At 45.9% G+C, this 24,410-nt stretch carries 24 protein-coding genes; 21 read left to right on the top strand and 3 right to left on the bottom strand.

Annotated features, from left to right (window positions below):
• The first annotated feature begins 127 nt into the window (after positions 1 to 127).
• The 17 genes from ftsA to ACI3E1_RS01415 all read left to right on the top strand — a co-directional run bounded on the left by ftsA (position 128) and on the right by ACI3E1_RS01415 (position 18,955).
• Positions 128 to 1,534 (top strand): cell division protein FtsA, encoded by a 1,407-nt coding sequence (gene ftsA / locus ACI3E1_RS01495; protein WP_405023912.1) that lies wholly within the window; start codon positions 128 to 130, stop codon positions 1,532 to 1,534.
• 20 nt (positions 1,535 to 1,554) lie between these two features.
• Positions 1,555 to 2,829 (top strand): cell division protein FtsZ, encoded by a 1,275-nt coding sequence (gene ftsZ, locus ACI3E1_RS01490; protein ID WP_405023911.1) that lies wholly within the window; start codon positions 1,555 to 1,557, stop codon positions 2,827 to 2,829.
• 26 nt (positions 2,830 to 2,855) lie between these two features.
• On the top strand, positions 2,856 to 3,110 hold the full coding sequence (locus ACI3E1_RS01485; RefSeq protein ID WP_405023910.1) for a YggT family protein: 255 nt from the start codon (positions 2,856 to 2,858) through the stop codon (positions 3,108 to 3,110).
• Positions 3,111 to 3,116: 6 nt separating this feature from the next.
• Complete coding sequence (locus ACI3E1_RS01480) at positions 3,117 to 3,899, top strand: RNA-binding protein (protein ID WP_405023909.1); 783 nt, start codon at positions 3,117 to 3,119, stop codon at positions 3,897 to 3,899.
• A gap of 62 nt (positions 3,900 to 3,961) precedes the next feature.
• Positions 3,962 to 4,753, top strand: a complete 792-nt coding sequence (locus ACI3E1_RS01475) for a DivIVA domain-containing protein (RefSeq protein ID WP_405023908.1) — start codon at positions 3,962 to 3,964, stop codon at positions 4,751 to 4,753.
• 255 nt (positions 4,754 to 5,008) lie between these two features.
• Positions 5,009 to 7,807 carry an isoleucine--tRNA ligase gene (ileS, locus tag ACI3E1_RS01470; RefSeq protein ID WP_405023907.1) on the top strand — a complete coding sequence of 933 codons (2,799 nt, stop codon included), beginning with the start codon at positions 5,009 to 5,011 and terminating at the stop codon, positions 7,805 to 7,807.
• Between the two features lie 34 nt (positions 7,808 to 7,841).
• The gene (gene murE / locus ACI3E1_RS01465) at positions 7,842 to 9,365 is read left to right on the top strand and encodes a UDP-N-acetylmuramyl-tripeptide synthetase (protein WP_405023906.1); all 1,524 of its coding nucleotides are present in this window, start codon (positions 7,842 to 7,844) and stop codon (positions 9,363 to 9,365) included.
• Positions 9,366 to 9,393: 28 nt separating this feature from the next.
• Positions 9,394 to 10,419 (top strand): lipid II:glycine glycyltransferase FemX, encoded by a 1,026-nt coding sequence (locus tag ACI3E1_RS01460; protein WP_405023905.1) that lies wholly within the window; start codon positions 9,394 to 9,396, stop codon positions 10,417 to 10,419.
• A gap of 202 nt (positions 10,420 to 10,621) precedes the next feature.
• Positions 10,622 to 11,176, top strand: a complete 555-nt coding sequence (locus ACI3E1_RS01455; protein WP_405024046.1) for an NUDIX hydrolase — start codon at positions 10,622 to 10,624, stop codon at positions 11,174 to 11,176.
• Entirely contained in the window at positions 11,166 to 11,453 is a 288-nt protein-coding gene (locus tag ACI3E1_RS01450) for a hypothetical protein (protein WP_405023904.1), read from the top strand. The genes ACI3E1_RS01455 and ACI3E1_RS01450 overlap by 11 nt, the downstream gene beginning before the upstream one ends.
• A gap of 11 nt (positions 11,454 to 11,464) precedes the next feature.
• On the top strand, positions 11,465 to 12,160 hold the full coding sequence (locus tag ACI3E1_RS01445) for a 5'-methylthioadenosine/adenosylhomocysteine nucleosidase (RefSeq protein WP_405023903.1): 696 nt from the start codon (positions 11,465 to 11,467) through the stop codon (positions 12,158 to 12,160).
• Positions 12,161 to 12,164: 4 nt separating this feature from the next.
• Positions 12,165 to 13,316, top strand: coding sequence for a cysteine desulfurase family protein (locus ACI3E1_RS01440; protein ID WP_405023902.1), 1,152 nt, complete (start codon positions 12,165 to 12,167; stop codon positions 13,314 to 13,316).
• A gap of 5 nt (positions 13,317 to 13,321) precedes the next feature.
• The gene (locus tag ACI3E1_RS01435) at positions 13,322 to 13,666 is read left to right on the top strand and encodes a cysteine desulfurase (RefSeq protein WP_405023901.1); all 345 of its coding nucleotides are present in this window, start codon (positions 13,322 to 13,324) and stop codon (positions 13,664 to 13,666) included.
• Between the two features lie 272 nt (positions 13,667 to 13,938).
• The gene (gene mnmA, locus ACI3E1_RS01430; RefSeq protein ID WP_405023900.1) at positions 13,939 to 15,066 is read left to right on the top strand and encodes a tRNA 2-thiouridine(34) synthase MnmA; all 1,128 of its coding nucleotides are present in this window, start codon (positions 13,939 to 13,941) and stop codon (positions 15,064 to 15,066) included.
• Between the two features lie 142 nt (positions 15,067 to 15,208).
• Positions 15,209 to 15,865, top strand: coding sequence for a histidine phosphatase family protein (locus ACI3E1_RS01425; protein ID WP_405023899.1), 657 nt, complete (start codon positions 15,209 to 15,211; stop codon positions 15,863 to 15,865).
• An 11-nt stretch (positions 15,866 to 15,876) separates the two neighbouring features.
• Positions 15,877 to 16,560: a tetratricopeptide repeat protein gene (locus ACI3E1_RS01420; RefSeq protein WP_405023898.1), complete on the top strand. Its 684-nt coding sequence runs from the start codon at positions 15,877 to 15,879 to the stop codon at positions 16,558 to 16,560.
• The gene (locus tag ACI3E1_RS01415; protein WP_405023897.1) at positions 16,553 to 18,955 is read left to right on the top strand and encodes an ATP-dependent RecD-like DNA helicase; all 2,403 of its coding nucleotides are present in this window, start codon (positions 16,553 to 16,555) and stop codon (positions 18,953 to 18,955) included. The genes ACI3E1_RS01420 and ACI3E1_RS01415 overlap by 8 nt, the downstream gene beginning before the upstream one ends.
• 134 nt (positions 18,956 to 19,089) lie before the next feature.
• Here ACI3E1_RS01415 and rnjA read toward each other — a convergent pair whose 3' ends face one another.
• Complete coding sequence (rnjA, locus tag ACI3E1_RS01410; RefSeq protein WP_405023896.1) at positions 19,090 to 20,766, bottom strand: ribonuclease J1; 1,677 nt, start codon at positions 20,764 to 20,766, stop codon at positions 19,090 to 19,092.
• Positions 20,766 to 20,984 carry a DNA-directed RNA polymerase subunit epsilon gene (locus tag ACI3E1_RS01405; protein WP_405023895.1) on the bottom strand — a complete coding sequence of 73 codons (219 nt, stop codon included), beginning with the start codon at positions 20,982 to 20,984 and terminating at the stop codon, positions 20,766 to 20,768. The genes rnjA and ACI3E1_RS01405 overlap by 1 nt, the downstream gene beginning before the upstream one ends.
• Before the next feature lie 95 nt (positions 20,985 to 21,079).
• Between ACI3E1_RS01405 and ACI3E1_RS01400 the strand changes: the two genes are divergently transcribed.
• Positions 21,080 to 21,580: a hypothetical protein gene (locus ACI3E1_RS01400; RefSeq protein WP_405023894.1), complete on the top strand. Its 501-nt coding sequence runs from the start codon at positions 21,080 to 21,082 to the stop codon at positions 21,578 to 21,580.
• Between the two features lie 78 nt (positions 21,581 to 21,658).
• Here the strand turns inward: ACI3E1_RS01400 and def are convergent, their stop codons facing one another.
• Positions 21,659 to 22,216: a peptide deformylase gene (gene def, locus ACI3E1_RS01395; protein WP_405023893.1), complete on the bottom strand. Its 558-nt coding sequence runs from the start codon at positions 22,214 to 22,216 to the stop codon at positions 21,659 to 21,661.
• A 112-nt stretch (positions 22,217 to 22,328) separates the two neighbouring features.
• Between def and ACI3E1_RS01390 the strand changes: the two genes are divergently transcribed.
• The 3 genes from ACI3E1_RS01390 to ACI3E1_RS01380 are packed head-to-tail and all read left to right on the top strand — an operon-like array spanning position 22,329 to position 24,298.
• Positions 22,329 to 23,225 (top strand): hypothetical protein, encoded by an 897-nt coding sequence (locus ACI3E1_RS01390; protein WP_405023892.1) that lies wholly within the window; start codon positions 22,329 to 22,331, stop codon positions 23,223 to 23,225.
• 9 nt (positions 23,226 to 23,234) lie between these two features.
• Complete coding sequence (locus ACI3E1_RS01385; RefSeq protein WP_405023891.1) at positions 23,235 to 23,519, top strand: UPF0223 family protein; 285 nt, start codon at positions 23,235 to 23,237, stop codon at positions 23,517 to 23,519.
• Positions 23,520 to 23,524: 5 nt separating this feature from the next.
• Entirely contained in the window at positions 23,525 to 24,298 is a 774-nt protein-coding gene (locus tag ACI3E1_RS01380) for an inositol monophosphatase family protein (RefSeq protein WP_405023890.1), read from the top strand.
• Positions 24,299 to 24,410: the final 112 nt, after the last annotated feature.

The following is a 24,410-nucleotide window of genomic DNA, read 5'->3' as shown; positions in this document are numbered from 1 at the left end:
CTCTAGCGGAACTATGGTTTTGCGTCCTTGATTTGTGTATACTAAAATTATGCAAGTTTAAGGCCGGATATAGCGTCCGCTTTTACATTTAATTAGCAAGATATTATAGAGATAGGAGGGTAATTTGATGGATGATTCTGGAATTTTTGCAGGCCTTGATATTGGAACGTCAACCGTTAAGGTGATAATTGCAGAATATATCAATAATCAAATTAATATTATCGGTTACGGTAATGCTCCATCTGCTGGACTTAGTCGTGGTGTGATTGTAGACATTGATCAGGTGGTCGGTGCTATTCAGTCTGCGGTTAAAGAAGCCGAGCAGCGTTCCGGGAAAACCATTTCAGAAGTCACGGTTGGGATTCCCGCTAACATGCTTCAGATTGAACGCTGCCGCGGCGTAATTGCCGTAAGTTTAGCGGGTGATAGTGCGTCAAAAGAAATCACTTCAAACGATGTGTGGCGTGTAACCCAGGCCGCTCTGGTGCAAAACCTACCGCCCGAACGTGAGGTTATCGACATTATTCCTGAGGAGTTCATTGTTGATGGTTTTGACGGGATTCAGGATCCGCGAGGAATGCTCGGTGTACGGATGGAAATGGACGGTGTTATGTACACTGGTCCTAAGACAATTGTACACAACGTTAAAAAGTGCATTGAGCGGGCGGGCCTTGAAGTTAATGGAACGGTTGTGATGCCGTTGGCGGTTGCTGACGTTGCATTAACTGATGATGAGCGTGATTTCGGTGCGGTAACGATTGATATTGGCGGTGGGCAAACGACCGCCGCAGTTATTCATGATCATCAGTTGAAGTATACATACGTCGATCAAGAGGGTGGCGATTTTGTTACCCGTGATATTTCGGTTGTATTAAATACTTCAATTGAAAGTGCTGAGCTTCTTAAACAAAATTATGGCTATGCAGATACCACGATGGCTTCTAAGGACGATGTTTTCCCCGTGCAGGTTGTGGGCCAGCAAGAACCGCAACAAATTACGGAGGAGTATCTTGCTGAAATTATCGAGGCGCGACTAGAGCAAATCTTTGAAAAGTTACGGGATGAGTTGGAACAGGTTGACGCATTGTCACTTCCGGGGGGAGTTGTCCTTACGGGAGGGACAGCGGCATTGCCTGGAATTAAAGAGCTGGCAGAGGATGTTTTAGACGTGAATGTGCGTGTTTACGTCCCGCAAGAGATGAATCTGCGTGATCCTAAGTTTGCTGGGGTGCTGGGGTTGACACAGTATATTGCCCGGCAACGTGGCGTTGATCGCATCGTTAAGGATGCTCTTGCTAGTGATAATTTCCAGGAACAACCTCTTGATGAGGGTGCAGAGGAAAGTTCTTCTACAGAGATTGAAGAGCGGCATCCACGGCCATTTCGACCATTCCAATCACGGAAACAGGGAAATGAGTCAGTTCGTGAAGTGGCGTCCAAGCAACCGAAGGAAAGTGGTACCTCGAAGATTGGAACGCTTTTTCATCGTTGGTGGCAGAAGCTGTCTGAATTCTTTGAACGGGCAATGGATTAATGAAAATGGAGGATGAAGGGATGGAATTCTCAATGGATTCAAACGAAGTCGGCGCAAAGATTAAGGTCATTGGTGTTGGTGGTGCCGGTGGTAATGCTGTTAACCGGATGATTGAAGATGACGTTAAGGGCGTTGAGTTTATCGTTGCTAACACGGATATTCAAGCATTGAAAAAGTCTAAGGCGGAGACTAAGATTCAAATTGGTCCCAAACTTACAAAGGGACTTGGAGCTGGTTCAAATCCGGAAGTTGGTGAGAAGGCTGCTGAAGAGAGTGAGGATGCAATCGCTCAGCAGCTTGACGGCGCTGATATGATTTTTGTTACTGCCGGAATGGGTGGAGGAACCGGAACAGGGGCTGCTCCCATTGTTGCTAAGGTTGCAAAAGAACAAGGAGCCCTTACTGTGGGAGTTGTAACCCGGCCATTTAGTTTCGAAGGACCGAAGCGAGCAACTTTTGCGGCTGATGGAATTGCAAAACTGAAGGAACACGTTGATACGTTGGTTATTATTGCCAATAACCGGTTACTTGAAATTGTTGATAAGAAGACACCGATGCTTCAGGCCTTCCAGGAAGCTGATAACGTTCTCCGGCAAGGTGTTCAGGGGATTTCTGACCTGATTACCTCACCGGGATACGTTAACTTGGATTTTGCTGACGTTAAGACGGTTATGCAGGATCAAGGCTCTGCCTTAATGGGGATTGGAACTGCAAGCGGTGAAAATCGGACGGAAGAAGCTACTAAGGCAGCAATCCATTCACCACTTCTTGAGGTTTCGATTGAAGGAGCACAACAAGTACTGTTAAACATTACTGGTGGTCCGGATCTGAGTTTATTTGAAGCACAGCAGGCTTCTGACATTGTTGCCCAGGCTGCGAACGATGATGTTAATATCATTTTTGGAACTTCAATTAATGAGAACCTTGATGAGGATACCGTGATTGTTACGGTAATTGCAACGGGAATTGATGCTAATAAGAAGAAGGCTGGTCGGAACCGTAACCGGGGAAGTCGCGGAAATGGAATGCAGCAATCAGTCGCTTCCCAGTCACGGCAAAGTGGAAATGCTGGGATGAGTCAGGGTTCAAACCAACATTCTGATCCGTTTAACAATTGGAACTTAAGTCGGGAAAACGGGAATAACCGGCAGGCCTTTCAAAATGAACGGGAGAATGCCTTTCGGAATATTCAAAAAGATGATTTCAACGTCTACAACGACCAGCAGAATAATGCCGATGCCAAGGAAGAGGATGAGTTAAGTAAACCACCTTTCTTCCGGCACCGGAAACGGTAATTAAAGCTAGGGGGAATTAGCAAAGGATGATTGGACAAATTATTCAGGGCCTTTTTCAACTGTACTCATTGCTGATTTTGGTGTACTGCATTATGTCCTGGTTCCCGAATGCTTACCAGACAAAGCTCGGTCAATTACTGACGCGTCTTTGTCAACCATATTTGGAAATTTTTGAGCGTTTTATTCCGCCAATTTTCGGGATTTCATTTGCTCCGTGGGTAGGATTAATTGCTTTACAGTTTATCGAGTATGGTGTATTTGTCGTTTTGCGGATATTGTAGTTAAACATGAACGCAAATATTTACCAGCATTTCCGCCCCGCCGAGCGGCCGTTAATTGACCAGCTTAGCGGGGTGGTTGCACAAGCGGAAAGTGAATACCGGCCGGTAACGACGCACTTTCTTGATCCGCGGACACAGTATATATTACGCACACTCGCTGGAAGTAGTTCCGTGAAGGTGGCTTTTTTCGGCGGTTATTCGGAAGCTGAGCATTGTCGAGCACTTGTTTTTCCGGATTACTTTTCCCCGAGAAACGCTGATTTTGCAGTTACACCGCTTACGATTCGGTATCCAGTTAAGTTTGCAACATTAGCCCATCGCCAAATTTTAGGGACACTGCTTAATAGTGGAATTGACCGGAATGTACTGGGAGATATTATTAGCGATGGAACAGTGTGGCAGTTTATGTGCGAGCAGAGAATTGCAACGTACTTGCAAACGCAAGTTGTGCGAATTGGTCAGGTTAAGGTTAGTCTAGTTCCTACAGTGACGGTCATTACGCCGCAGAGCGATTGGCAACCAGTACGGTTAACTGTTGCATCGATTCGCCTTGACGTAGTTATTGCGGCGGTGTTTAATTTTTCCCGGCAACGGGTAAGGGAAATTCTTACTCACCAATTTGTTCGGGTTAACTGGAGTGTGGTCGATCAGGGTAACTATTCTGTGGCCGAATATGATATTATTTCTGTAAGAAAAGCGGGACGGTTTCGCATCACGCGGATAGCATCGGAGCGTACCAAGAAGGGAAAACTGTGTGTTAGTGGCGAGGTTATCCATAGTCACCGGTAAGCTTGCTTTTCTAGATAAAAGGTATACGATTAACAAGGAGATAGTTAATGGAGGTGTCGGGGATGGCATTGACCCCAAGAGATATTCATAACAAGGAGTTTCAGATAAAGTTTCGTGGGTTCGATCAGGATGAGGTTGTTGACTTTCTTGACCAAATTCAAAAGGATTACGAGGCTTCGCTCCGGGAAAATGACCGGTTGAATGAAGAAATTCGGCAGTTTGAGGAGAAACTAAAATACTTTAACGATTTAAAGGATTCACTAAATCAGTCAATTATTGTTGCTCAGGAAGCAGCTGACAAGGTTAAGGCAAATTCACAACGGGAAGCCGACATTATTAACCGTGAAGCACAAAAGCAAGGGCAAGACATTATTGACCAGGCGAATGAGAAGGCCCGTCACATTATTGATGAGGCTGCAGCTAAGGCTAAACAGCTTGCAATTGAAACTGATGACTTAAAGAAACAGGCGCGGATTTTCCGGCAGAAGTTACAGGTAATGTTGGAGTCGCAGCTTGAAGTTGTTAAGGGGAGCGAGTGGGATGAAATTCTGAAGCAAGGGGATACAAGTACCTATGAAGAAATTCAGAATGCTATTCGCGAAGACGATGCGATGAATAAGGAAGATGCAATGACGGTTCAGTCCTTTACTGCAAATGTACCGCAAGAACAGCAGGTAGTTCCAGATACAAACGACGAGTCTGAATCCTCTGTTAGCGAAAATCAGCCTGATGTAGCTGAGGATGGCACTAATGACGATGAAGAGCAGACGGTCGTAATTTTCCCTGAGACGAACGATAAGCCAACTGGGCGGCATTACGGTCAGGGGAATGTCGTTGATGATAACGAACAGTAATATTAATTTCCAAACAGTAACATGTGGTGGACGTGATTAGGTTCAGCGAGCTACGATGGTGTGAGGTAGTCCTCCCTCCGTTCATTGCGATCGGTTGCTGGGATGTGGTTCTGAACTAAATTAGGGACTACCGGCTTAATGCCGTTATCTTTACACTAAGGGGAGTGATTGTCACTCCTAAAGTTGGGTGGTACCACGAAAATCTCGTCCCGAGCGACGGGATTTTTTTGTACTTTTAAGAAGGAGAAGAAATTTATGCGAATCAAAAAAACTCTTAATATGGGGAAAACAAAGTTTCCAATGCGAGGAAACCTTCCCGTAAAGGAAGTTGAGCGCCAGAAACAGTGGGAAGACAATAAGGTTTATGAACAACGGTTAAAATTAAACGAAGGAAAGCCAAGTTTTGTCCTTCACGATGGCCCTCCGTACGCTAACGGCAACATTCACATGGGGCACGCCATGAATAAGATTTCCAAGGACTTTATTGTTCGTTCAAAATCAATGATGGGGTATTACGCGCCGTTCGTTCCTGGATGGGATACTCATGGGCTTCCAATCGAGCAACAACTTAAAAAAGAAGGGGTTGACCGAAAGACTCTTTCAGTCAACGATTTTCGGGAAAAATGTCGGCAATATGCCCTTAAACAGGTTGATAAACAACGCGCGGATTTTAAGCGCCTTGGGATTAGTGCCGAGTGGAATAACCCGTATCTTACCCTAAAGCCAGAATTTGAAGCAGCCGAAATCCGGGTCTTTGGTAAGATGGCTGAACGAGGATTGATTTATAAGGGATTAAAACCCGTTCGGTGGTCGTGGTCATCAGAGTCGGCATTAGCAGAAGCTGAGGTTGAATACCACGATGTAACGTCGCCATCAGCATTCTTTGCGGAGCAGGTAATTGATGGTAAGGGTGTTTTGGATAATGACCAAACGTATATGATAGTGTGGACGACAACCCCGTGGACGATTCCAGCATCAGAGGGAATTACCATTGCAGCGAATTTCGATTATGCAGTAGTGACACATGATGATGACGAGCGGCGGTTTGTGATGGCCGCCGAGTTAGTTAATAAGAATGCGGAGCTTTTTGGTTGGAAGAATGTTCAGGTTATTAAGACGGTTCGGGGGGCGGAACTTGAAAACGTTGTTGCGGCGCACCCGTTTGATGCCTCCCGAAAGCTAATTACCATGCTTGGTGATTTCGTAACCCTCGATGATGGAACGGGTTTGGTTCATACTGCACCTGGTTACGGGGAAGACGACTACATAGTCGGAAAGAAGTATGGGTTACCAATTTTTGCGCCGGTTAATGATCAGGGATACTTGACTGCTGAAGCGGGTGCGGACTTTGACGGTGTCTTTTACGAGGATGCCAATGATATTGCGCTCAAGAAGCTGGCAGATCAGGAACTCTTGTTAAAGTCTATGCCATACACGCATAGTTATCCGTTTGACTGGCGGACAAAGAAGCCGATTATTTTTCGGGCGACACCACAGTGGTTTGCATCAGTTGATAAGATTCGCGATGAGATTCTTACTGCTCTTAATGATGTTCAGTTCCATCCAGAGTGGGGCCAGAAACGGTTGCATAATATGATTAAAAACCGGGGAGACTGGGTCATTTCCCGGCAACGTGTTTGGGGAGTTCCTTTGCCAATTTTTTACGGTGAAGATGGTGAAGCAATCATTACGCAAGAAACCGTTAATCACGTTGCTGACTTGGTTGCTAAGTATGGTTCGAATGTGTGGTTTGAGCGTGAGGCGAAGGATCTGCTTCCAGAAGGATTTACTAGCCCACATTCACCGAATGGTCAATTTACCAAAGAAACGGATATTATGGACGTATGGTTTGATTCCGGTTCTTCTTACCAGGGGGTTTGTGCTGAGCGTGATTACTTAACTTACCCAGAGGATCTGGTTCTAGAGGGTTCGGATCAATACCGGGGATGGTTTAACTCCAGCTTGATTACAAGCGTTGCTATGACTGGCAAGGCACCATACAAGGAGGTTATTTCCCAAGGGTTTACCCTTGATGGCAAGGGTCGAAAGATGAGTAAGTCGCTAGGAAACACTATTGTCCCCGAAAAGGTAATTAAACAAATGGGGGCTGAGATTATCCGGTTATGGGTTCTCAGTGTTGATACGTCAGCGGACGTTCGTGTTTCGATGGGAAGTTTTCAACAGATTGCTGAAAGTTACCGGAAACTACGGAATACTTTCCGCTTCTTGTTGGCTAATACGGCAGACTTTGACCCGCAGGAAAATCACGTTGCTTTTGATGATTTACTTCCCCTTGATCAGTACATGGAAATGAAGGCTAACCGGCTTACAAAAACTATCTTAGATGACTTTGCAACGTATAATTTCATGGATATTTACAAGCAGATTCTTAATTTTGTAACCGTTGACCTGTCCGCTTTCTACATGGATATTGCTAAGGATGTTATTTACATTGAAACGCATGATAGTCACGCCCGGCGTTCCATGCAAACGGTAATGTATGACATTGCGGTTCGGTTGGCTAAATTATTAACACCAGTTATTCCGCATACAACCGAAGAAGTGTGGGAGTACCTAAAAGAACCGGAAGAATTTGCTCAGTTGGCTGAAATGCCGGCAGTGGTACATCAAAATCACGAGGACCGTGTTCTTACTGATTGGGAGCAGTTCATGAAAGTCCGGTCAACCGTTCTTAAGGCGCTGGAAGAGGCCCGGAATGCAAAGTTAATCGGGAAGTCGTTTGAAGCGCGGGTTAACCTTTACGTAAATACTTCCGTACAGGAGTTGATCGCGCGGCTTGGGGTAGATGTTCGTCAGGTAATGATTGTTTCGCAGTTAGTAATTCGGCCCCTCGATGAAGCGCCGGCAGATGCACTTCAGGGTGAGGGAGTTGCCGTATCGGTTGAGCATGCTACCGGTGAAGTTTGCCCCCGGTGTCGGATGTACCGGGAAGATCTAGGAACCGATAGTGAGTTGGCACTGTTATGTGGGCGGTGTGCCGCAGTTGTTCGGCAGGATTTCCCGGAAGCAATGACTGATGGATTAGAAGAATAATAATTTATTATAAAATAATGAAGGTGGGGACAAGATGTTAGCGGAAAGTGCAGTTGTTGAGTTGTTGAAACACGCACACCTTTTTAAGGAGGCCGTTCAGAATAAGCAGTGGACTTATTCTTTTCCAAAGATTGATTCAGCAACGGGATTAACAGCTATTTCGTACAATTCAAAGCAAAGTGATGCCCACACCCTCTTCTTTTGTAAGGGTCGTAATTTTAAGCGTGCGTATCTCGATGAAGCAATTCAGGCAGGCGTATCGGTGATCGTTACGGAGGACGTTTTTTCTAAAATTCCGGCGACCGTGGTGCAGTTAATCGTAACTGACATAAAAAAGGCGATGGCTGTGGTTGCCCGGGCATTTTATGGTTACCCTGATAAGGAATTTAAGTGTCTAATTGGTTTCACTGGAACTAAAGGAAAGACGACGGCAGTATACTTTACCCGGCATATTCTTCAGCACATGGTACCAGGAAAAGTGGCGCAGTTTTCTTCCGTTGAAAATTCGGTTGATGGGATGCATTACACGGAATCTAAGCTAACGACGATGGAATCATTTGACCTTTTCCGGTCAATGCGGCAGGCCATTGATAATGGGATGAAATATCTCGTAATGGAGGTTTCCAGTCAAGCATATAAAACTAACCGGGTATATGGAATTATGTTTGATATTGGGGTTTTTCTCAATATTTCTCCTGATCATATTAGTCCGGTTGAACATCCTTCTTTCGATGATTATCTGTATTGTAAGACCCAGTTGTTTAAGAATAGCCGGGTAATGGTAATTAATGCAGAAACGGATTATGCATCTTTATTATTAGCTAAGGCGCGGGCAAAGTGTTCCCGGGTGATTACGTATGGAAAACACCAAGGAGATTATCGGTATGCAAATGATTCGGCCAACGAGCAGGTTTTTTCGTTATTAAATATGAATACTGCCGTTCCGCCGGTGAACGGACAGTATGAAATGAAGATGGTCGGGGCGTTTAACCACGAAAATGCTGTTCCGGCAATCATTGTGAGCCGGTTGTGTGGTGCTGATGTGCCGGCCACCGTTGCTGGGGTAGCGGAAACAACTATTTCTGGGCGAATGGAAATGCTTAAGGCGGAAGATGGTCTTACGGTTTGCGTTGATTATGCACATAACTACATCAGCTTAAAGCGGGCCCTCCAGTATTTACGCCGCACACACCCTCACGGCCAAGTTGTGGTTGTTGTTGGGGGAGTTGGCGGAAAGGCAGAATCCCGGCGCGCGGATATTGGACGGGCCGTTTCCGAGGAAGCCGACGTGGCATACATCACCGAGGATGATAGTGCTAACGTAGATCCGCGAAAAATTATGCAGGCGATTATCGCCCACATTGCACCCAACGTGACGGTTCATCAGATTATTGATCGAAAACAGGCGGTAACTGCAGCGATTAACAATGCCCGTGCGGATGATGTAGTGTTATTGGCGGCAAAGGGCCGGGAAAAGTTTATTTATAAAAACGGGGGACACGTCTCATATGCTGGTGACTATTATCTAGCGCAAGAACTTTTGAAGCACCGCAACTAGAAGGATAAATTTTAATGAGGTGAGCAAAATGCCGATTGTAAATATGAACGACCAGGCTGAATTGAAACAGTACATGGATTTTTTGGCGGCTAGTCCTAACCGGAAGCTAACTCAAACTGTTGAGTGGGGACGAGTGAAGTCAAACTGGGAACCGTGCTATGTGTACGTTACAGATGATGCCGGTAGGCTCGAAGGGGCAATGTCCATTTTGATGATTGCCAACAAGCAAGCTGACGGGAAAAAATTAGCATACTGTTCAAAGGGACCTGTATGTGATGTTTATGATGTGGCGCTTATAAAGCGCCTTTATGATGAGGCGAGCGACTACTTACAACAACAGGATGTGTTTGTCTTACGTGCTGATCCGGAAGTGGAATATACAGAAAAATATGATCATGCGTTACGCGAAGCCGGATTTACTGTTCGGAATAAGAACGTTGTTGGCCATGGTACAATTATGCCGCGGTTGAATATGGTATTGAATTTGAATGATGTAACACCTGAAAACGTTGATGAGTTAATGATGCGATTCCGTAAAAATACGCGGTATAACATTCGCTTGGCTAAGCGGAAAGGAGTAACGGTTGATTATGGGGATAGTCAGGAATACCTAGATGCATTTTATGAAACGCACAAAGCGATGGCTGAACGCCAACATATTACGTATCGGCCAAAGGAATATTTTGAACGGGTTATGGATGAGCTAGGTGATCATATTCGAATTTATCTTGCACGGCATGAAGGGGACGTTCTGGCTGGTGCAATCACGGCTAACTATGGTGACCGGGTATGGCATATGTATGGAGGTTCGACGAACGTTAAACGTAATCTTATGCCTAATTACTTAATGCAGTGGAATATGATTAACTGGGCTGTTGAGACCGGTAAACCATACTATGATTTTGGCGGGATTTTTGAAGCTGATCCGCAGGATGGTTTGTATGTTTATAAGGCTGGATTTACCGGTGGCGTAACCGAATACATTGGTGAAATTGACCGGGTTTTCGATGAAAAAGCCTACCGGAAGTATAACGAACACATGGAAAATTTATAACTTAGCAGTAAAAGGAGGTTAGGACGTAGGTCTTAGCCCCCTTGTTGTTTTGGGGGAAGGAACTAGTGGCGGTGAAGCAAGCGAGGATGGGAAATTTGTGTTGTATGTTTCGTTTGTGTCTTTCCGCTACGTATCTTAGCGCACCTTTCTTTTGGGTATGCTACAATTAAACGGTGAATTTAATCGAAGGGTGGCGGTGAAAATCAACTTTAAAGAACACGTTGAAGGTGAGCAAACAGTTTATCACGGGGCAGTTCTTGATCTTACGTTGGAAAAGGTGCGCCTCCCTAATGGTCGCCCAGCAAACCGGGAAATTGTTCATCATCATGGGGCAGTGGGACTAATTCCGCTTACAGAAGATGGCAAGATTATCTTAGTAAAACAGTGGCGGGAACCGCTGCGGCAGGTAACGCTGGAAATTCCTGCCGGAAAAATTGAACCAGGAGAGGACCCCCTGCAAACGGCAAAGCGGGAACTAAACGAAGAGGTGCGGATGAAAGCCGCGCATTTAAAGCAGATTGCTCAGTTTTACACGTCACCGGGTTTTGCTGATGAGAAGATGACCCTGTTTTGCGCTACGGGGTTGGCGGCAGTGACCAATGAATTGCCCCAAGATGACGATGAATTCCTCGAACTTGTTTCCCTGACACCTACAGAGATGCAACAGCAAATTGCAACTGGGTTAATCTGTGATGCTAAAACAATCATGGCTTTATGGTACTGGCAGTTGAAGGAGGATACCATTGATGGGCGATGAGCGGTTAAGGCGGCGCCAACACGAAGAATTTGATCAGGAGTGGGATGCAGCGCAAGGTGAACAAGCTGAACACTTTCACCGGGAAAATCCTGAGTGGGCCCGGCAAGCTGATGAGGACGAACCACTCCCTACTAGGAAAGAGCACCGGTTCGCGGAACAACAGGCCATTAATGATGAAAAAACACGGCGATTAGGACGCAAACTTAACCGGGTGATTCTAGTGCTTGTGATTTTAATTGTGTTAACGTATTTATTTATGCGGTTTGTTAATTTTTAAGGAGGCACATTATGCGGTACGGAATTTTATGTGCGATGGAAGAGGAAATTAAGGAGTTACGCCGGCGGCTAGTGAGCCGCGAAGATGTAGTAATTGCGGGGGCAACGTTTTCAACGGGAACGTTAAACGGACATGCTGTAGCAATGGTTGAATCAGGAATTGGCAAGGTTCAGGCCGGGATGATGACGGCGATTTTGATTGATCATTTTAAGGTTGACTGTGTAATTAATTCTGGTTCGGCCGGCGGAATTGGTGATGAATTGAAGGTTGGTGACGTGGTGGTCTCGACAAAGGTGGCGTACCATGACGTGAACTCTACTGCCTTTAATTATGCACCTGGTCAGTTACCGGATCAGCCGCGTTTCTTTGAGGCGGATGCGACGTTGGCGAACCAAATTGTTAGTGCGGCGCAGAGCGTTGGGATGCCCGTTAAGCGTGGTTTGATTGTTTCAGGGGACCAGTTTATCAGTTCAACGGCACAGATTAATCATATTAAGAAACTTTACCCCGATGTTTTATGTAGTGAAATGGAAGGGGCCGCAGTAGGGCAGGTTGCCCACCAGTTTGCTGTACCATTCGTGGTCATTCGGGCGATGTCGGATACTGGTGATGAAGAAGCAAGCCAATCATTTGATGAGTTTATTCTCCAAGCTGGAAAACGGTCTGCCCAGATGATTCTCAATCTCTTTGAGCGGGCGGAGGATTGATAAAATGGAGCGAATTTATTTGGATAATGCGGCCACTACGCCCATGGATCCAGCAGTGATTGACCAGATGACAACGGTGATGAAAACAATTTTTGGAAATGCATCCAGCGTTAATTCGTTTGGGCGCGAAGCCCGCGCTATTCTTGATGACAGTCGGCATACTATTGCGCAGTCAGTTAATGCTGCTCAGGATGATGAAATTGTTTTTACGAGTGGTGGGACCGAAAGCGATAACACTGCAATTCTTCAAACGGCACTTGCTCGTCAAAGTGAAGGACGGCATATCATTACAACTGCGGTTGAACACGAAGCGGTTTTAAAACCGATGCAGTACTTGGAACGTCACGGGTTTGAAGTAACATACCTTCCGGTTGATGGACGCGGAATGGTTCGGATTAATGATTTAAAGGCGGCGTTGCGGGATGATACAATCCTTGTTTCCATAATGACGGGGAATAATGAGGTGGGGGCCCGAATGCCGATTCATGAAATTGGCGAACTCGTAGCGCCAACCAATGCGTGGTTTCATACGGACGCGGTACAGGCGTACGGATTACTCGATATTGACGTTCAACGTGATCACATTGACTTGCTAGCAACTTCGGCGCATAAACTTAACGGGCCTAAATTCATGGGCTTTTTGTACCGGCGTACGGGCTTAAACTTCCCGCCTTTAATTAAGGGGGGCGAGCAGGAACTAGACCGGCGCGCGGGAACGGAAAACATTCCGGCAATCGCAGGATTTGCAAAGGCGGTTGCACTGCTTGATTCGACCACTAAACGTGCTCGACGGGAACATGAGCAGGCCCTAAAGGAATTCCTTATTGATAAAATGACGGAAGCAGGGCTTGACTTTGAAATTAATGGGGGGCTTGGTGTGGATTATTTGCCCCACGTATTAAGTATCTGGTTCAAGGGGATTCCCAATGATGCATTGATTACCAACCTTGATTTGGCTGGAATTGCGGTGGCCGCAGGGTCAGCTTGTACGGCGGGTTCGTTAGAACCATCCCATGTTTTACGGGCAATGTATGGTGATTCACCGCGGATAAGCGAAACGATCCGCTTTAGTTTCGGCCCGATGAACACGGAAGAAGAGATTAGCACGGTTGTCCAAGAATTAGCGCGGATTATTAATCGAATGAAAAGGGGATAAATAAAATGACATATGAAAACCAGGTTCAATTAAAGGGTGATTCACGCCGATTTGGGTTAGCAACAACGATTAAGAAGTATACTTTGCGGGATACTGGGTTTGTTTCAACCAAAGCAGGTCGGTTTCAACTTAACCAGAAACTTAATCCGGATGAAGCTGATAACCGGAGTGTGCGGCTTAAAATTACCGTTAATCAAGATTTAACTGGGTTTAAGATGGCGGTAGTTACTGCTAACGAAATGCAAACGGTTAATATTTTTAAGCAACCTGAGAAGTATGCAACCGAACTCGAACAGTTAAATTTTACGTTGCAGGAATTAATTGACCGCGGAGCGTTAACTAAATGTTAGCAGGTAAGGAAATTGTAATATAAGGAATCTTTTCCTTACTATTTCCGCATTATTGGGTGCCAACATAAACGGGCTGAATGAAAAATCGTAAACCGTCTCGGCAATATTCATGGGGCGTTTGGTTTACTGTTTTCATTACGTCCGTTTTCTTTGTTTGGGCACCTTCTCTTTTAATTAGTAAGTTACATGCCAGCGTGCTATGATTAGGAAGACTGAATTACGTGACCTTCAATCCGTTAATTCAGAATTTAACGAAGTGATGGTGATGAGAGATGAAGGATAAGCAGCATACTCGCGTGGTTGTTGGTATGAGTGGCGGGGTGGACTCCTCCGTTGTTGCGTACCTGTTAAAACAGGAGGGCTACGACGTAGTGGGGGTTTTTATGAAAAACTGGGATGAAAAGAAGGATAGCGGTGTATGTACGGTAACAGAGGATTATGAAGATGTCGCAAAAGTCGCTAATAAAATCGGAGTTCCGTACTACTCGGTTAATTTTGAGAAGGAATACTGGGACCGGGTATTCACATATTTCTTAGATGAATACAAACGAGGGCGGACCCCTAATCCGGATGTAATGTGTAACCCAGAGATTAAGTTTAACGCGTTTTTAGATTATGCCCTGAAGCTTGACGCCGATTACATCGCAATGGGGCATTACGCGCAAACTCGGCGGGATGCGAACGGAACGGTGCACCTCTTACGGGGGACTGATCCGAACAAGGATCAAACCTACTTTTTGAGTCAATTAACACAGCACCATCTTGAGCGGGCGCTCTTTCCGATCGGCGGGATGCTAAAGAGCAAAGTTCGGCAAATTGCGGAAGAGGCGGGGCTTGCGACTGCCCATAAAAAAGATTCAACTGGAGTATGTTTCATTGGGGAACGAAACTTTGGCAAGTTTCTAAGTGAGTTTTTACCAGCCCAACCGGGAAAGATTATGACCTTTGACGGTGAGGTAAAGGGGGAACACCACGGGTTAATGAACTATACGATTGGCCAACGGCGGGGGCTTGGAATTGGCGGAAACGGAACAAGTAACGAACCGTGGTTTGTCGTTGGAAAGGACCTTAGCAAAAACATTTTGTATGTTGGACAGGGCTACGATAACGAAGGATTGTTTGCCGATGAATTAGATGCATCGAAGTTAAATTTTATTGCGCCGATTGATAACCGTGGGGATGAATTTCACTGTACAGCTAAAATCAGGTATCGCCAGAAAGATGATGGGGTAACCGTGCGCTTTAATACTGACCGCACAAAGGTTGATGTGTTATTTGATAAACCAACACGAGCGGTCACCCCTGGGCAGGAAGTTGTTTTTTATGATGGCGAGGAGTGTCTGGGAAGTGGAACGATTGATCATGCATACTGGAAGGGTGAATTACGCCAGTATGTGTAAGGAAACAAATCCCATTAATAAGGGCTTTAGGTCACGGAATCTAGGTGCGGCCGGGAAGAACGAAGTATTGAAAAGCTGGATTAAGTCCGGCTTTTTTTAGTTCAGGCAATGTGTGATAATGAAAGCGGAAGGAAGAGAGAGTATGACAAAGTTTTATTTTATTCGGCACGGAAAGACACAATGGAACCTTGAACGGCGGTACCAGGGAGCTGGGGGTGATTCCCCGTTACTCCCTGAAAGCATTACAGCAATTCAGGAATTAGCTGACTACTTAAAGGGCGTTCACTTCGATCACGCGTACGTTAGCCCACTTTCCAGGACAAGAACAACCGCACGCATTTTAATCGACGATTTAGGGACAACGATTCCCTTAACGGTTGATGATGCCTTTAAAGAATTTAATTTGGGAAAACTTGAAGGAATGACATTTGAGGCGGCAGCAGCGAAGTATCCGCAAGAATGTAATGCGTTCCGCCATCATCCTGATCAGTACCGAACCGAGCGAATTGGTGGGGAATCATACGTGGACGTAATCAACCGGGTGACTCCCCGGTTACAGGCCATTGCCCGCAAATTTCCTACGGGAAACATCTTAGTGGTTACTCACGGGGGGGTATTGTGTGCGGAGTTAGGCCACTTGTTAGGTTATTCCTTAGCGGACCTGCGTCAACGGGGAGGCCTAGTTAATACAAGCACTTCGATTTTCGAAACGAGCGATAAGGGAGCACATTTTAAGTGCATCGCCTTTAATGAAACTAGCTATTTACACCGGCAAATTGATGAAAGTGATACCGTGTAAGGGGTAATTTTATGGGAGAACGGAAAGAAAGACAGGCCCAAATTCAACAAGCCATTAAACAACTGGTAGCTGCGGTGGATGCACATCCAGATGAGGTTGAGCGGTACTATGAATTAGGGATAGCCCTTACGGAACAACAGAGTTATCCGCAGGCAGAGGAACTGTTAAAACGGGCGTTAAGCCATTTTAACGGTGATAACCATGCTGAAAGTTTACTACGTTACGGGTTAGGTAACGTTTATTACGCTAGTGGTTTATACCAAGAAGCTCTCGGAGAGTTTCAGCAGGTTCGGGATGAATATTTAAAGGGACAAGCATACATGATGATTGCCCAAACATATTATGCTCAAAAGAAATATCAACAGGCGCTTGTATTTGCATTGACTGCGAGCGAACAGCTAAAACGGGACAGTGCCCCCCTGACATTGATGGGAAATATTTTTATGACGCTGGGAAACTTTGAAAAGGCGTATAGTTACTATACGAAAGCATTAACGGTTAATGGGCAGGATTTACAGGCACGGTTTCAGCGGGGAGTTGTCTTAACGGTTCAGGGAAAGGATCCGGCAGCAGACTTTGCCTTTGTTAAGCGGCAGAATTCAGCATTTTATGAGCGAATGCAGGCCCGCCTAGCGGATACCCAAAAATTTATGCAACAGACGGTTCGTCACCAACAGGAGAAGAACGATGAGTAGCGAAAACCAGGGGATGCACATTCTGACGGGGAAAATCACCCATATTATTTTCGCAGCACCGGATTCATTTTATAAGGTAATTGCGGTAGCGGTGACTGACACAGATTTCAAATGGGATGACGATGAGTTAACTGTTGTTGGGGATATGCCGACTATCCAGCAAGGCGCAACGTATCAGTTTAGTGGCGAGCTGGTTGCTCACCCGAAGTACGGTCAGCAGTTTCGGGCGCAAATGGTTACCGCTACGGCACCAACTAGCGAAGCGGGGGTAATCGATTATCTAGCGGGAGAAGATTTTCCGGGAATTGGACGGAAAACAGCCGCTCGGATTGTAAAGGTTTTGGGAGCAGATGCGGTTAACGTTTTAATGGAAGATCCGGAACAAGCAAACCGGTTAGGATTAACTGCAAAGCAAAAGAAAACGCTGATGAAAACGCTTCGTCGGAACAATGGTGCTGAACAGGCTGTTATTGAGCTTAATAATTACGGCTTTTCTGGGCGTTTAGCTAGCAAAATTTATGACCATTTTCGGGAAGCAACCATGGATATTCTTCATGATGATCCTTACCGGATTGCAATCGAAGTCCCCGATGTTAGTTTTCGGCGAATTGATTCCTTAGCCCCTCAGCTTGGAATGGCACCGGATAATCCGTCCCGGTTACGGGGGGCATTGTTTAACCAGTTGGAACTCGCAGCGGTAAACGGAGACACCTACGTTGATGATCGGAAATTGATTATCACAACCCAACAGTTGTTAGGGGGTGTCGTCGAGGAGCAAAAATTAGCTGTGCACCTTCAGGAGTTAATTAAGGCAGAACACGTTATCCTCGATAAGCAGGGGCGGGTTTTTATGCGGCAGCTTTACGATGCGGAAGTTGAGATTGCTGCGCAGTTTAAACGGTTGCTTGATCAGCGTCCGAAAAAGGTGACCGGAATTGACCAGAAGCTTAACCGAGTGGAGCGCCACCTTGAGATTGAATACAGTGATGATCAGCGGGTCGCGATTAAGGAGGCAATTCAACATCAATGCTTTATCCTTACTGGCGGTCCTGGAACCGGGAAAACCACGATCATTAATGGTTATTTAACCCTTTTTGCGATGATTCATGACCTTGACCCGGACGATTTGGATGCAAAACCGGGACGGCCTAGTCCAATTTTACTTGCGGCGCCAACTGGCCGGGCGGCTAACCGTTTAAGTGAAGCCACCCATTTGCATGCTTGTACAATCCACCACTTGTTAGGGATTACCGGGCGGGGAAGTCGGCTTCCAGAAGAGGTGGAGGAATTAAGCGGGGCATTGTTAATTATTGATGAGACATCAATGGTTGATACGGAATTGATGCGATTGTTGGTAAAAAGTATTCCGAATAACATGCAGGTACTTTTTGTTGGTGACAAGGATCAGTTACCGTCCGTTGGCCCGGGACAGGTTTTTAATGACCTCCTCGCAAATGCGGAAATTCCGCGGGCAGAATTACACAGAATTTTTCGGCAACAAGCGGGGTCAGCAATTGTTACGCTTGCGCATGAGATTCAGGCCGGGCGGCTTCCCGCTGATTTTTTAAGTAAGCAGCAGGACCGGTCGTTTACCGTGTGTTCGGCCAACCAGGTAACGCCGTTAATTACACAAGTTGTGGCAATTGCCCTTCAAAAAGGAATTGTTGCGGATGATATTCAGGTTTTAGCCCCCATGTACCGGGGGCCAGCAGGGATTATTGCCATTAATCATGCTCTTCAAGAAATGCTTAATCCACAACATTCGGGGCAAAAAAACGTGGTGGTAAATGACCAAGAGCTTAGAATTGGGGACCGCGTATTGTACCAAGTTAATAATCCGGATAAGGAAATTTATAACGGCGATATTGGAACAATCATTAGTTTAATAGCAGCGGATGCGAAGAAAAAACAAGGAGCTGTAATGACCATTAACTTCGACGGCCGGGAGGTTGAACTTGGACGGGAAGATTGGCACCACCTTCAATTGGCGTACTGTATGTCGATTCATAAGGCGCAGGGAAGTGAGTTTCCGGTTATCATTATGCCGTTGGTTCGTCAGTTTCACCGAATGCTTGCGCGGAACCTACTGTACACTGCGGTTACCCGGGCAAAACAGAAATTAATTTTACTTGGTGATCCCCAGGCTTTTCATGAAAGCGTGGTTAATCCTGGGCTGGACCGGTTAACGGCACTTCCGGACCGGTTGCACGCATATCTCCAGGGAGAGGAGGAGCCGCGGCAGGATTTTCAGCCTGTTGATAAGCAACAAACAGAAGCAGAACAGACCGCAGAGGCGGCGTTTACACTAACAACAGCATTGATCACAAATGAAACGATTGATCCAATGATTGGCATGGAGGGAATTACTCCCCAAACGGTAAAGACGGTTAATTAGTAATAGGTTCGCATAATAAAAGATAAGCGTGATGGAAGTTTACGTACTTTCACCACGCTTATTGTCTAAAAATCATTTTATTCAAAAAAAGAGGTTAGAGCTTTTCCTCTAACCCCAGAACATTTAACTTGCAATTAAATGGTTACAAGCATTGGGAGTACCATCGGGTGGCGCCCTGTTTTGTTGTATAAGAACGATTGAAGGTCAGCTGTAATGGCGTTTTTCAGCGCATTAACCGTAACGTTTTCGCCCTTAAAGGAGCGCTTAATTGTCCGGTAAATTCTGCGTCGGCCAGCAGTGATTAGCTCGCCAGACTCACGCATGTAAATAAATCCTCGCGAAAGAAGGTCAGGCCCCGCCAGAACACGATGGTTTTTCATATCAAGGGTAGCGACAACGACCACTAACCCGTCCTCCGAGAGAATTTTACGGTCCCGCAAAACAACATTCCCGATGTCACCAATTCCTGAACCATCAACATACACATCACCAGCACTAATATGGCCAGCACGACGGGCTGAATTTGCGGTTAACGCTAGAACGTCCCCGTTACGCATAATAAACGTATTTTCTTCGGGAACATCGCACTGTTGAGCAAGTTCGGTGTGAATCTTTAACATCCGGTATTCACCGTGAACGGGCATGAAAAACTTAGGTTTCATTAACCGAAGCATCAGTTTTTGTTCTTCCTGTCCACCGTGCCCAGAGGCGTGAATATTGTTTATCTTCCCGTGAATAACGGTTGCCCCTGCGGCTTCGAGTTCGTTGATTACCCGGTTTACACTCAGTGTGTTTCCTGGAATTGGTGAACTAGAGAAGACCACGGTATCATCCGGTTGAATCGATACTTGCCTGTGGGTCCCGTTGGCAATTCGACTGAGCGCAGCCATTGGCTCACCCTGTGACCCGGTGCAAAGAATCATAACCTTTTCTGCCGGAAGGTGGTTGATTTCTTGGGGTTCAACTAGTGCATCATCGGGAATGTTCAGGTAGCCAAGTTCACGACCATTTACGATGGCCGCCTCCATGCTCCGACCAAAGACGGCAATCTTGCGTCCTCTGTTTACCGCTGCATCCGCAGCCTGCTGAATACGGGCAATGTTTGAGGCAAACGTTGCGAAAATAATCCGCCCGGTTACCGTTTCAAAGATATGGCGGATGGATTTACCGACCCATCGTTCTGACTTGGTGAAGTTTGGAATTTCGGCGTTAGTACTATCAGACAGCAGACATAGCACCCCTTCTTCTCCCAACTTCGCCATTCGCTGCAGGTTCGGCGGTTGTTTGGTAATTGGAGTCAGGTCGAATTTATAATCTCCCGTAACCACAATGGTTCCGGAAGGAGTGTGCACCGCAACCCCTAAAGTATCGGGAATAGAGTGAGTTGTTCGGAAAAACGTAACGCTAGTTTTACCAAACTTCAACTCCGTGTCTTCGTCGATTTCATGCAGCTTCGTTGTCCGGGTTAAGCCATGTTCTTCTAACTTGCTTTTAATCAAGGCAAGGGGAAGGGGACCAGCATAAATCGGAACGTTAACCTGCTTCAGAAGGTAAGGAATTCCTCCAATATGATCTTCATGACCGTGGGTAATGACAAGAGCCTTAATTTTATCCTTATTAGCGACCAAGTATTGGTAGTCTGAAATTACATAATCGATCCCGAGTAAATCATCTTCCGGAAACTTAATCCCGGCATCAACCACGATAATTTCATCCTGGTATTGGACGACATACATGTTTTTCCCAATTTCGCCCAACCCGCCGATCGCGAAAACGGCAACTTCGTCGCTCTTTACCTTAAGTTTACGCATTATTTGTTAAACTCCGTAAGCTTAAAATCAGGATTTTGTTTTTCGTATTCAAGGGTTGCGTCATCAAGCGCCTCAACCTGTTCAATGTTGTAGTTCGTTTGATGTTCAACGGCGTTCATTACGGCAACCTTTGAATCAGCCTCAACGTACATGGAACGGGTGTTTTCCCGTTTAGGATTTTGCGTCTTAGTTGGCTGGTAATAAATCTTAAAAACCATTTAAATCGTCTCCTTGTAATTAAATTGTGTTTCCGAACATGATTATTAGCTTCTATTCTAGCATACCCAAACGGATAAGTATAGAAAGGACTATAATGAAACTAATTAAAACGAATGGAGTGAGGAAGATGGGATGGCTTTTGGCGGGAATAGTTGTGGTTTTAGGTGGAGCAGGGATATTTATTGGTATTAAAAAAATCCAGGAAAGCAGGAGGTCACGCCATCTACGGATTGTTAGTCAGCAGATTGTAACCGGGGCACTTACGAATGTTTTAGCTCGTTTTCCACAATTGCGGGGGCTGCGGGAGGTTGATTCTACAACAACTGCGGTATGGGGAACAGCCGTGATGTTATTTGAATTTGTTTTTGAATGGCAGGGGGGAAAGGAGATAAAACTCCCTGAACTTCGGCGGCAACTAACATGCGCTTTAACCACGTACGCTTACCAGCAACAACTTGAAGGCTTTCAAGGAATGCCAGTATTTGTCATTTCTGATATGTGGTTGCTTAAAGGAGAGTTGCACGTTGATGTGGCGTATGTGGTTAACCGGCAGACAAAGGAATACCTCGACGATGTTAACCGGGTTGAACATTAGTACGTGAGGATGAAACAATTATTGATAATGAGACGCCCCCAAACCCTAGACTTATTTATCCGGGATTGGGGGCGTGTGTTATTCAAGTAATAGGGTTCCTTCAGGAGCGGTAAACGGGTTGTCCTTGTTAATGTGGTCAAAGAACAGAATTCCGTTAAGATGATCAATTTCGTGTTGCACAACGATTGCTGGGTAGTTTCGAAGACGCACAACGTGTTCTTCGCCATCAAGATCAAACCAGCGAAGCTTGATTCTGGCATGCCGGGGAACGTATCCAGGGACGTCGCGGTCAACCGAAAGACAGCCTTCGCCTTCAGCAAGGGCTGCTAACTGAACAGATTCGCTGAGGATGGTAGGGTTGACGAGAACGTGTTTGAAAGCGGGTTTATCTGGTTCTTTCCCGGGAACAAGGACAGCGGTCATTCGCTTTGAAACGGCCACCTGTGGAGCGGCAAGCCCCACTCCGGCACGAAGCCGATATTTCTTAGCAATCTCTTCATCCTGGCTATTTTCTAAAAATTTCATTAGGTCGTGAGCAAGTTGACGCTCATCTTCCTTAAGCGGAAAGGTAAGCCGGGCCGCGCGGGCGCGGAGCAATGGGTTACCTTCCCGAATAATGGTATCCATTGTAATCATGGTAATCCCTCCAGTATTCTTCACGTGCATTTTACCATAAATAGGACTTTAAGAGGGGGAAACCGGCTATGTTATAATGAGGCGAGAAGTTTTGATGGGAGGAGGGATGATTATGACAAATAAGGTGTTAATTTGTGGTGGCGATGCGGTGACGACAGCGTTTATTCGTTCATGCATTCAAAGTGACCTCCGGTACAACTGTACGTGGTTTCTCCCCACAGACGGACCGGTTAACGCGGCAACCGTTGATGCGTTGCTAAGTGATACCCTTTTTGCCAACCGGTTTGTGCTTGATAAAAATGCAGCACCAGCGTATGCCGATTACGAGGTTTTGCTAATTGCTCCCCCAACGAATGATGCTGATGAAACAACGAACATCGCGTGGTTACAGCAAATTATTAATGCGGCGATGGCTGCGGGCTTTAAGGGAAAGGTATGCTTAGCGTTTAATAATGATTACTTGCCTGTCTATTTAGCGCAGCACTTTTCGGGTTTACGGCCGGAAAATATTATTGGAATTGGCACCCTTCCGGAGTCGTTAATTGTTAAGCAGCTCCTCAGTAAACGGTTTCGAATTGAGCCCCGGAGTATTACGGTCAACGTGTATGGCATAACATCTAATCCGTTCATTTGTTGGAGCCAGACCCAAATTTCGGGGGTGCCATTGCAGTCCTTCGTGGATGGTGATAATGCAGTTTTTAATGCGGATCAGTTAGCGTCAATTAGTCAGCGCTCCCAAAGTTTGGCCCATTCAGCCCACGTGATTGCCGAAATTCGGGGACTTCAGCTTGTGCTAAATGCCCTCGTTCTTGGGCGCGCTGTCATTGCACCAGTTACCCACATTGAAGAGATTACCCCAACCCCAAGTGCAATTAGTACGCCGGTTTTATTAGGGCAAAACGGAATTACGACGTTTACAATCCCAGCAATGACGGCTGATGAGGAGCAACAGTTGGCTCGAATTAAGGCGGTTGTTACCCAGGCAATCGTGGCATACACGCAAAGGTAGGTGGGATGAATGAGTAAACGCATGGTTGTAAATTACCCGCTTTTTCCGGAATGGACGACTGCCGAAGTAATTACGGTAACTAATTTTTACGCTTTGGTGGAGCAGTACTATGAACGCGGTGTTAACCGGGAAGACTTTTTGGTAGCATATGCTGCTTTTCGTAGAGTTGAGCCAACAATTATGGCCCAGAAACAGCTTGACCGGGCGTTTCAACAGGAAGCGGGTTACAGCATCTACCGGGCGGTTAAGGATGCGCAGCAGCAAACAACGAAAAGAATTAAGTATCGGGGTTGACTAGGATGGAGTTGGCAAAAATTGATGAACTTGTTTATTCTTGGATGCAACGGGCACGGGAAATAATCCTTACGGGGATGCAGTGTACACTGACCGTTACGACTAAGACCAGTCGGAATGACCTAGTAACTAACATGGACCGGCAGGTGGAGCAGTTTTACTATCAGCGGATTAAGGCAATCTTTCCGGCATCCGTGATCCTCGGGGAGGAGGCGCAGCATCACCCAGCACTGGTACCAGGACAGGGAATGCTATGGGTTATTGATCCGATTGACGGAACGATGAACTTTGTCCGGCAGCGGACAGACTTTGCAACGATGATTGCACTCTTCGTTAATGGTCGGCTTGTGCGGGGGTATATCCTTGATGTTCCCCGAAATGAATTGTTTTGGGGAGGCCCAGGAAAGGCCGTTTACCGTAATAAGCAGCAATTAGCTACCCCAGAAAATGTTTCCCTCAAAGATGGATTAGTTCAGGTTAGTAACAGGTTTATCTTGAATGATTACGCGCACAGCAAAGCGATAATTAACGCGAGTTCTGGATTGCGGGTGTTTGGCAGTGCGGGGATTAGTTTTATCCATCTGTTGACGGGACGGTGTATCTTATACATGGCTAAGCTTAAACCGTGGGATTTTTTACCGGGAGTGGCACTAGCGATGGGAGCTGGTCTGCAGGTGGGATTGCTTGATAACAGGCCAGCAAAATTAGAAGCAATTTCTTTGGCAGTAACGACACCGGCGGCATGGCCGGCAATTCAACGAATAATGTACGGGGAATAGTCCCCGTTTTTTAATAAAAACGCTCACTATGTATTGAGTCCGACGAACGGACAATGTAAAATTAAACTGAGATGTTATGACGTAAATACGTCATTAAAAACGAAAGGAAGAG

The sequence above is a fragment of the Ligilactobacillus sp. LYQ139 genome, from assembly GCF_045033025.1.
Lineage (GTDB): Bacteria > Bacillota > Bacilli > Lactobacillales > Lactobacillaceae > Ligilactobacillus.
The sequence above is the reverse complement of the archived record's forward strand: the minus strand, read 5'-3'. Positions and strand labels throughout refer to the sequence as shown.